The organism is Streptomyces sp. ADI96-02 (genome assembly GCF_003846185.1).
Taxonomy (GTDB): Bacteria; Actinomycetota; Actinomycetes; order Streptomycetales; family Streptomycetaceae; genus Streptomyces.
Map to the genome: position 1 here is coordinate 5,859,368 of NZ_ML123034.1, position 7,795 is coordinate 5,867,162.

At 68.5% G+C, this 7,795-nt stretch carries 9 protein-coding genes and 1 pseudogene; 8 read left to right on the forward strand and 2 right to left on the reverse strand.

All coding sequences use genetic code 11. The features are described 5' to 3' along the window. The first annotated feature begins 2 nt into the window (after positions 1-2). The 8 genes from EES43_RS25745 to EES43_RS25780 all read left to right on the forward strand — a co-directional run bounded on the left by EES43_RS25745 (position 3) and on the right by EES43_RS25780 (position 6,279). Complete coding sequence (locus EES43_RS25745; protein WP_124270950.1) at positions 3-650, forward strand: MBL fold metallo-hydrolase; 648 nt, start codon at positions 3-5, stop codon at positions 648-650. 39 nt (positions 651-689) lie between these two features. Then, positions 690-1,469, forward strand: coding sequence for an exodeoxyribonuclease III (locus tag EES43_RS25750; protein ID WP_124270951.1), 780 nt, complete (start codon positions 690-692; stop codon positions 1,467-1,469). A gap of 71 nt (positions 1,470-1,540) precedes the next feature. Then, positions 1,541-2,293: a Clp protease N-terminal domain-containing protein gene (locus tag EES43_RS25755; protein ID WP_124270952.1), complete on the forward strand. Its 753-nt coding sequence runs from the start codon at positions 1,541-1,543 to the stop codon at positions 2,291-2,293. 177 nt (positions 2,294-2,470) lie between these two features. Then, positions 2,471-2,911, forward strand: a complete 441-nt coding sequence (locus tag EES43_RS25760) for a DUF6278 family protein (RefSeq protein WP_124270953.1) — start codon at positions 2,471-2,473, stop codon at positions 2,909-2,911. A gap of 124 nt (positions 2,912-3,035) precedes the next feature. Further along, the gene (locus EES43_RS25765; protein WP_124270954.1) at positions 3,036-3,779 is read left to right on the forward strand and encodes an amino acid ABC transporter ATP-binding protein; all 744 of its coding nucleotides are present in this window, start codon (positions 3,036-3,038) and stop codon (positions 3,777-3,779) included. Positions 3,780-3,792: 13 nt separating this feature from the next. Continuing rightward, complete coding sequence (locus EES43_RS25770; RefSeq protein WP_241192536.1) at positions 3,793-4,752, forward strand: glutamate ABC transporter substrate-binding protein; 960 nt, start codon at positions 3,793-3,795, stop codon at positions 4,750-4,752. A 16-nt stretch (positions 4,753-4,768) separates the two neighbouring features. Next, positions 4,769-5,413 (forward strand): amino acid ABC transporter permease, encoded by a 645-nt coding sequence (locus EES43_RS25775; protein WP_124270955.1) that lies wholly within the window; start codon positions 4,769-4,771, stop codon positions 5,411-5,413. Next, positions 5,410-6,279 (forward strand): amino acid ABC transporter permease, encoded by an 870-nt coding sequence (locus tag EES43_RS25780; protein WP_124270956.1) that lies wholly within the window; start codon positions 5,410-5,412, stop codon positions 6,277-6,279. Before EES43_RS25775 ends, EES43_RS25780 begins: the two co-directional genes overlap by 4 nt. Before the next feature lie 32 nt (positions 6,280-6,311). Here EES43_RS25780 and EES43_RS25785 read toward each other — a convergent pair. Together EES43_RS25785 and EES43_RS25790 are read right to left on the reverse strand one after the other, a co-directional pair. Next, positions 6,312-7,268: pseudogene (locus tag EES43_RS25785) on the reverse strand (CocE/NonD family hydrolase C-terminal non-catalytic domain-containing protein). 51 nt (positions 7,269-7,319) lie between these two features. Then, the coding region (locus tag EES43_RS25790) for a hypothetical protein (RefSeq protein ID WP_164493270.1) at positions 7,320-7,795 on the reverse strand (476 nt) is incomplete at its 5' end.

A 7,795-nucleotide genomic window follows, 5' to 3' on the forward strand; every position in this document is an offset into this window, starting at 1 on the left:
CCATGAACGCATCGCCTCTGACGCTCACGAAGAAGACCCACTCCTGCGTCCGGATCGCGAAGGAGGGCCGTGTCCTCGTCATCGATCCCGGCGGCTTCTCCGAGGACGACGCGGCCGTCGGCGCGGACGCCGTCCTGGTGACCCACGAGCATCCGGACCACTTCAACGAGGCGCGGCTGCGCGCTGCCCTGGAGGCCAATCCGGCGGCCGGGATCTGGACCCTGCGCAGTGTCGCCGAGCAGGTGTCGGCCGCCTTCCCGGGACGGGTGCACACCGTGGGCCACGGGGACGCGTTCTCCGTCGCCGGTTTCGACGTCACCGTCCACGGAGAGCTGCACGCGGTGATCCATCCGGACATTCCGAGGATCACCAATATCGGCTTCCTGGTCGACGGTTCGGTCTTCCACCCGGGCGACGCGCTCACCGTTCCCGATCGCCCCGTGGACACGCTGATGCTCCCGGTGATGGCCCCGTGGAACAAGATCTCCGAGGTGATCGACTACGTCCGCGAGGTCGGGCCACGGCGGGCCATCGACGTCCACGACGCCCTGCTGACCGACCTCGCCCGGCCGCTCTACGACCACCAGATCGGCGCGCTCGGCGGCGCGGACCACGGCCGGCTGGCCCCGGGAGGCGTCACCGAGCTGTGAGTCCGACGGCTGTCAGTGCCACCGGCTAGGTTTACTGCCATGCGCATCGCCACCTGGAACGTCAATTCGATCACCGCCCGACTGCCGAGGCTGCTGGCCTGGCTGGAGAGCAGCGGCACCGACGTGCTGTGCCTCCAGGAGACCAAGTGCACCGCCGAGCAGTTCCCCGCCGAGGCACTGCGCGAGCAGGGCTACGAGTCCGCCGTCAACGCCGACGGCCGGTGGAACGGGGTCGCCCTGCTCTCCCGGGTCGGCCTCTCGGACGTCGTTCCGGGACTGCCGGGCGGGCCGGAGTACGACGGGGCGCAGGAGCCCCGCGCGATCTCCGCGACCTGCGGCGGTGTGCGCCTGTGGTCGGTCTACGTGCCCAACGGCCGGGAGGTCGAGCACCCGCACTACGCCTACAAGCTGCGCTGGCTGGAGGCTCTGCGTACGGCGGTGGCCGCCGACGCCGCCGGTCCGCTGCCGTTCGCGGTGCTCGGCGACTTCAACGTCGCGCCGACCGACGAGGACGTATGGGACCCGGCCCTGTTCGAGGGCGCCACACATGTCACGCCGGCCGAGCGGGAGGCGCTGGCCGCGCTCACGCGGGAGGGCCTGGCCGAGGTCCCGCCCCGCCCGCTCAAGTACGACCGCGCCTACACCTTCTGGGACTACCGGGAGCTGCGCTTCCCGAAGAACAAGGGCATGCGCATCGACCTGACGTACGGGAACGCCCCGTTCACCGCCGCCGTCAAGGACAGCTACGTCGACCGCGAGGAGCGCAAGGGCAAGGGGGCCTCCGACCACGCGCCGGTGGTCGTCGACCTGGATCTCTGAGGCGCACCGGGTCCGGGTCTCGCTGACAACCACGGGTTGACACTGCCGAGGTGTCAACCTACGGTTGACGCATGACGCAGCCTCTTCCCGCCACGCCGTCCGTGCGCCTCGACGAACTGATCGCGGCCATCAAGAACACCCACGCCGACGCCCTGGAGCAGCTCTCCGGCGCGGTCGTCGCCGCCGACCACCTCGGCGACGTCGCCGACCATCTCATCGGCCACTTCGTGGACCAGGCGCGCCGCTCCGGCGCGTCCTGGACGGACATCGGCCGCAGTATGGGGGTGACCCGGCAGGCCGCCCAGAAGCGCTTCGTCCCGAAGAAGCCGGACGCGACCACCGGCCCCGCCTCCGACCTGGACCCGAGCCAGGGCTTCGGGCGGTTCACCCCGCGCGCCCGCAACGTCGTGATGGCGGCGCACAACGAGGCCCAGGCGTCCCGGCACGCCGAACTCCTCCCGGCCCACCTGGTGCTCGGCCTCCTCGCCCAGCCCGACGGCGTCGCCGCCCGGGCCCTCGCCGGGCTGGGCGTGACGCCGGAGGCCGTCCGGGGCGCGGCGCTCGCCGCACTGCCTCCGGCCGCCGACGTAGTCCCCGAGCTGATCCCGTACGACGCGGACTCCCGCAAGGTCCTGGAGCTGACCTTCCGTGAGGCGCTGCGGCTCGGACACGACCACGTCGGCACCGGGCACGTCCTGCTGGCCCTGCTGGAGTTCGAGGACGGCTCCGGCGTGCTGAGCGGGCTCGGTATCGCCAAGGACGCCGCCTCGGCGGCCGTCGGCACAGCCGTGGCCGAGGCCACCGAGGGGCGGCAGGAGCCCTGACGCCCTTCCCGGCCGGACGGGGAGGCCGGATTCGGCCCGTGGTTCTGCGCACGCGTGTCCGGACTCCAACGGCAGTCCCCGGGCGTCTGTTCCATGACGTTCGCGCAAGGAGTGTCGGAACGGCAAAGGCCGCGCGCCCTGTGGTGCGGAACCTGGCAGGGATGGGACCCTAGTGGTATGAACATCCCTTTCTTGGACAACTGGCGTAAGCGCCAGGGTGGTACGCAGGGAGGCGCGCTCGCAGCCGCCGTCGAGGCAGATCCCGACGGTGTTGCCGAGCTCCTCGCCGAATGCGAACTGCTGCGTGTCCGGGCGGGGCAGCACGGACTCGAACTCGACGACACGCCCGCCTCGTTGACCGCGCTCGACCAACTACCGCCGCGCTGGCGCGACGATCCCGAGGAACTGCCGTGGCTGGGCAACGACGCCGGTCTCTACCTCGGCACCGTGGTCGTGCGCACCGTGCCGGGCGCCGAGTGGGACGTCTGGCCGGGCGGCCGGCCGGTGGTGCGGCTGGCTTCGGGCCGCGAGATCGACGTCGTCGCGGCCGGACTGGACTGGGCGGTGGCGGGCAGTCCCGAGCTCTCCCAGGTGTACGCGGAGTCCGCCGAGAGCTGACCGCCGTCACCTGATCGAGATAAACAGCCTTATGTACCATTTGCGCGTGTCGAGTGCGAAGTCCCTTTTCGGGATGGATAGTTTGCGCTGACCTCGACACAGCGACAAGTGGGTAGGGCAGCGCATGGCCGTCGATCCGTTGATCGAACTGAGGGACGTCAACAAACATTTCGGAGAGTTGCACGTTCTTCAGGACATCAATCTCACCGTCGGCCGCGGCGAGGTGGTCGTGGTCATCGGCCCCTCCGGCTCCGGGAAGTCGACTCTCTGCCGGGCGATCAACCGGTTGGAGACCATCGAGTCCGGCCGCATCACGATCGACGGCCGGCCCCTCCCGGAGGAGGGCAAGGGCCTGGCTCAGCTTCGCGCCGAAGTCGGCATGGTCTTCCAGTCGTTCAACCTCTTCGCCCACAAGACCGTGCTGGAGAACGTCTCCCTGGCCCAGCTCAAGGTCCGCAAGCGCAGGAGGGACGAGTCCGACCGGCGCTCCCGGGAACTGCTGGAGCGGGTCGGCCTCTCCGCCCACGCCGACAAGTACCCCGCGCAGCTCTCCGGCGGCCAGCAGCAGCGGGTGGCGATCGCCCGGGCCCTGGCCATGGACCCCAAGGCGCTGCTCTTCGACGAGCCCACCTCGGCGCTCGACCCGGAGATGATCAACGAGGTGCTGGAAGTCATGCAGCAACTAGCCCGGGACGGCATGACCATGGTGGTGGTCACGCATGAGATGGGCTTCGCCCGCTCCGCCGCCAACCGCGTCGTCTTCATGGCCGACGGCCGCATCGTCGAGGACCGCACCCCGGAGGACTTCTTCACCTCGCCCTCCAGCGACCGCGCCAAGGACTTCCTGTCCAAGATCCTCAAGCATTGACAGGGGGCTCCACGTGCGAACCAGCATCTTCCGCCGCCCCGGCGGAGCGCGGCCGGGCGGACGGCGTACGGCCGGCCGCGCCGCCCTCCTCACCTGCCTCCTGCTCGCCGTGTTCGCCGCGGGCTGCGGCAAGGACGGCAGCCCGCCGGTCAAGGGCCCGCGGACCGAGGCGCTGCCGGTCTACCGGGTCGACACCGGCTTCTCCCTGCCCGCCTCCAGCACCTGGACGAAGGCGAAGAAGCGCGGCTACCTGGTGGTCGGCGCGAAGGAGGACCAGCCCTACCTCGGCGAGAAGGACCCGGCCACCGGCGTCTACTCCGGCTTCGACATCGAGATCGCCCGGATGATGGCGGCCTCGCTCGGCTTCGAGCCGGACACCATCCGCTTCCGCACCATCGCCTCGGCCAACCGCGAGACGGCCCTCCAGAACGGGCAGATCGACTACTACGTCGGCACCTACACCATCAACGACATGCGCAAGAAGCTCGTCGGATTCGCCGGGCCCTACTACCTGGCGGGCCAGGGGCTGCTGGTGCGCACCGACGAACACGACATCCACGGCCCGCAGGACCTGGCCGGCAGGACGGTCTGCTCGGCCGCCGGATCCACCCCGTACCAGCGCATCGCCGCGGACTACCCCAAGGCCGTGCTCGTCGCGTACGACACCTACTCGGTCTGCGTCGACAACCTCCTCACCTACCAGGTCGACGCCGTGACCACGGACGACGCCATCCTGCTCGGCTTCGCCGCGAAAGCGCCGGACGAGCTGAAGGTCGTCGGCAAGCCCTTCTCCGAGGAGCCGTACGGCATCGGCGTGCCGCGCTCCGACAAAGCGCTGCGCTTCGCCCTGGACGACGCACTGGAGGCCGACGAGAAGAACGGCAACTGGAAGAAGGCGTTCGAAGCGACGCTGGGCCTGTCCGGAGTGCCCGCGCCGAAGCCGCCGCCCATCGACCGCTACCCGGCGACCTGAGGGGACGGCCGCACCCATGGACGTACTGACAGACAACTTCTCCCTCTACGGCAAGGGATTCCTCGGCACCGTCGAACTCACCGTGTACGCCTCGGCCCTGGCGCTCGCCCTCGGCTTCCTGATGGCGTCCTTCCGGGTCGCGCCCATCGCCTCCTTCCGGGTGCTGGGCACGGTGTGGGTGACCGTCCTGCGCAACACCCCGTTGACACTGCTGTTCTTCGCGGTCCTGCTCGGCCTGCCGCGCTTCGGACTGGTCCTGCCCTTCCAGCTGTTCGCGGTGCTCGCCCTGGGCTGCTACACCTCCGCGTTCATCTGCGAGGTCCTGCGTTCCGGCATCAACACCGTGCCCCGGGGCCAAGGTGAGGCCGCCCGCAGCCTCGGGATGAACTTCGGCCAGACCTTGAGCACCGTCGTCCTGCCGCAGGCGTTCCGCTCGGTGATCCCGCCGGTCGGCTCCACCCTGATCGCGCTCGCCAAGAACTCCGCGATCGCCGGGGCGTTCAGCGTCACCGAACTGCTCGGCACCTACAAGACGCTCAACGAACTGGGATACAGCATCATCTGGTCCTTCGTCTGGATCGCCGTCGGCTACCTGATCATCACGCTGAGCATCAGCGCGGTGTTCAACCTGATGGAGAAGCGCTGGGGTGTCGCCCGATGACCCGCTCCGCACCCTCCGCCAACGCCCTGTACGACATCCCGGGGCCGGTCGCCCGCAGACGTCACCGGATCTACGGCGTCGTCTCGACGGCGCTGATCCTCGCGCTCGTCGGCTGGATCGTCTATCTGCTCTTCGACACCGACCAGTTCACGGCGGACAAGTGGCGGCCCTTCGAGTACAAGGGCATCCAGGAACTGCTGCTGCGCGGGCTCGGCAACACGCTCAAGGCGTTCGCGTACGCGGCGGTCCTCTCGCTCGTGCTCGGCGCCGTCCTCGCGGTGGGCCGGCTCTCCGAGCACCGGCCGGTCCGCTGGATCTCCACGATGCTGGTGGAGTTCTTCCGGGCCATGCCGGTACTGGTGATGATCTTCTTCATCTTCGTGGCGCTCAAGGTGCAGCCGCTGCCCGCACTCGTCGCCGGGCTGACCCTCTACAACGGATCGGTCCTCGCGGAGGTGTTCCGGACCGGCATCAACTCCGTCGACCGCGGGCAGCGCGAGGCGGCGTACGCACTGGGCATGCGCAAGACACAGGTCACGACCTTCGTCCTGGCCCCGCAGGCGGTCCGCGCGATGCTGCCGACCATCATCAGCCAGTTGGTGGTCGCGCTGAAGGACACCTCGCTCGGCTATCTGATCACCTACGAGGAATTCCTCCACGCCGGGAAGCTGATCGCGTCGAATCTCGACTACGATCTCCCCTTCATCCCTGTGGTGATGGTGATCTCCCCGATCTACATCGGGATGTGCATGCTGCTCTCGTGGTTCGCCACCTACGTGGCGAAGAGGCAGCGGCGCAACCCGAAGACCAAGGCCGTGGGAGTGGCCCCGGCCGAACCAGGGACGCTGCTGCCGGGAGGGCAGTAGCCGGGCAGTGCCCGCCCGGCAGCAGCCGGTGATCACTTCTCGCGCAGCGGGACCGGGAGATGACTCGGTCCGTGTCGGGCGAGGAGAAGGTCAGCTGCGCGCCGGTCGGGTTGTGCTCGATGCACAGCGGATCGACGGTGTCGATCACCAGGGCGAGCCGGTGTCCGGCCGGTACGTCGTAGGCGGTGGAGTACAGCTCCAGGTCCACGGCGAACGGCCGGCCCGGCGTCTGCCCGTGGAACGTGTACGGTGCGTTGCTCACCAGCTTGCCGACGCCGAGTGGCCCCACGTCGTAGAGGTACGCGACGAGGGTGCCGCTCGGCTTCGTGCTGGTGACCGTGGTGCGCGGGGAGGTCGTGCCCCGAACGCGCTGCGCGGACGCCTACTTCGGCGACTGCCACACACGCGCGAAGGGGCGCGGCAGCAGCGGGACCGAGAACCATGGGCGGCAGCAGGAACTGGTCCGGCGCGTTGGACAGCAGCGTGATGCCGCCGTTCGCTCCGGAGTCCACGTTCGCCCGGAGGGCCTTCGTGCCGTCGAGCGGGATCCGGTTCTTCACCGCGCCCACCGACTTCCCGTCCGGATAGCCCTCGAAGTCGTTTTCCGTACGGGACTTGAGCTGGGCGGGCGGGCCGGTGCCGATCTTGCCGCCGGACAGTCAGAAGCCGTGCGAGGTGTAACTCACCGGCATGTAACCGGAGTCGGCGAATTTCTGCGCCTGCGCCAGATATTCGACCCGCAGCAGGCCCCGACCGGCCCGAAGGACGATGGGACGGTGCTTCGCTCCGACCGCCGCGCCGGCCGGAGCGAACACGTTGCCCTTGAGCATGATCCCGCCGGAGCCTGGGATGTCGTGGAAGGTCAGTTCCGTCGCGCTGACGCCTGCCGGGCCCCGGACGGAGGAGGCGGTCGCCGCCGGGGCTTTACCGAGGGCGGTCCCGGCCGGCAGGCCGGCGGCGCTGCCGATCGGGGCCGCGGTGCGTAGCACCGCCTCTGGTCCGCCAGGTTTCCCGAACTGCTCGCCGCCCGCGCGTATGCCTTAAAAATAGCCGTACGAAGGCTGATCAGAGGTAAAGGTTTGATTTGGATCGAAATGTTCCAGGTTCCGCTGATGTTCCCTCATCATCGCCTTCGTGCTTTTCGGCTCCGGTGGCAAATTATGCAGCAATCTGGAGCCAACGGCTATCTGGTCCCTTTGAGTGCGCGGTATCCAATGTACTGTATCGCCTTTCTGGACCGGCACCTTGAATATGCTCATCAGGTTCAGGTCCCGATCCGCCTCTAGTGGGGGCAGATCGTAGTCGACGCTGTCGATAGCTTTTTGCAGCTCTTCCTGTGGCACGTCTTTGACTTTGACCTCATCCGGCATCACAGTTTCCTCTTTGTTTGCTGGCGTAGCGCTCTCGATTTTCTTCGGATTTTTCCATGTCTGGTATTTCGCGCCGATCTTCCGTGCTGCTTCGGGTGCTTTCCTGGCGCCGACGGCGGCTCCGGTGATGCCTCCGGCGAGGGCGA

Excerpts from the sequence above, each read along its gene's own strand:
- EES43_RS25760 (WP_124270953.1), top strand. The coding sequence starts at position 2,471 with ATGAACATCCCTTTCTTGGACAACTGGCGTAAGCGCCAGGGTGGTACG.
- EES43_RS25765 (WP_124270954.1), top strand. The coding sequence starts at position 3,036 with ATGGCCGTCGATCCGTTGATCGAACTGAGGGACGTCAACAAACATTTC.
- EES43_RS25755 (WP_124270952.1), top strand. The coding sequence starts at position 1,541 with ATGACGCAGCCTCTTCCCGCCACGCCGTCCGTGCGCCTCGACGAACTG.
- EES43_RS25750 (WP_124270951.1), top strand. The coding sequence starts at position 690 with ATGCGCATCGCCACCTGGAACGTCAATTCGATCACCGCCCGACTGCCG.
- EES43_RS25780 (WP_124270956.1), top strand. The coding sequence starts at position 5,410 with ATGACCCGCTCCGCACCCTCCGCCAACGCCCTGTACGACATCCCGGGG.
- EES43_RS25745 (WP_124270950.1), top strand. The coding sequence starts at position 3 with ATGAACGCATCGCCTCTGACGCTCACGAAGAAGACCCACTCCTGCGTC.
- EES43_RS25775 (WP_124270955.1), top strand. The coding sequence starts at position 4,769 with ATGGACGTACTGACAGACAACTTCTCCCTCTACGGCAAGGGATTCCTC.